We start from the raw sequence: 519 nt of genomic DNA, 5'->3' as shown, positions 1-519 counted from the left end.
TTAGCGTTGATCCCATACCTATACATACTGGTAATCGACACTCTTTCCAAACTGTTCGTCGGATTAAAGAGCCATGTTCTCGTAAGTCTTTAATTGCAGGAAAGCAGCGATGAAAGGAAAGAAATGATTCATCAATGGAGTATACATATTGTTCAGGCGCAAACCGCCCGATGACATCCATCATTTTGGACGACAAATCTGCGTAAAGTTCATAATTAGATGATAGAGCAATTACACCTTTTAACTCACACAACGCTTTGACTTCAAAGTAAGGTTTAAACTTTGCTATACCTGCTTCTTTAGCTTGACGATTAGATGCAACGACACAGCCATCATTATTCGACAGAACGATTACGGGCTTACCTCTCCACTCGGGTCTAAAAACTTGTTCAGCACTACAATAAAAGGAATTAGCATCAACTAGGGCAAACATTATTTTCTACGAGATGAGAGTAAATAGCTTGGGCGGTGACAACGGATAGATCGAATCACTACACCTTCAATCGAAAATGTATCTTA

2 pseudogenes are annotated in these 519 nt (G+C 39.5%); both read right to left on the bottom strand.

The features are described from left to right. Nucleotides 1-433 (bottom strand): annotated as a pseudogene (locus R7R78_RS29470) (DNA polymerase V subunit UmuC); the annotation flags it as partial. After that, nucleotides 433-519: pseudogene (locus R7R78_RS29465) on the bottom strand (S24 family peptidase); the annotation flags it as partial. The pseudogenes R7R78_RS29465 and R7R78_RS29470, both read right to left, overlap by 1 nt.

The sequence above is a fragment of the Vibrio sp. 2134-1 genome, from assembly GCF_033339495.1.
The sequence above is the reverse complement of the archived record's forward strand: the minus strand, read 5'-3'. Positions and strand labels throughout refer to the sequence as shown.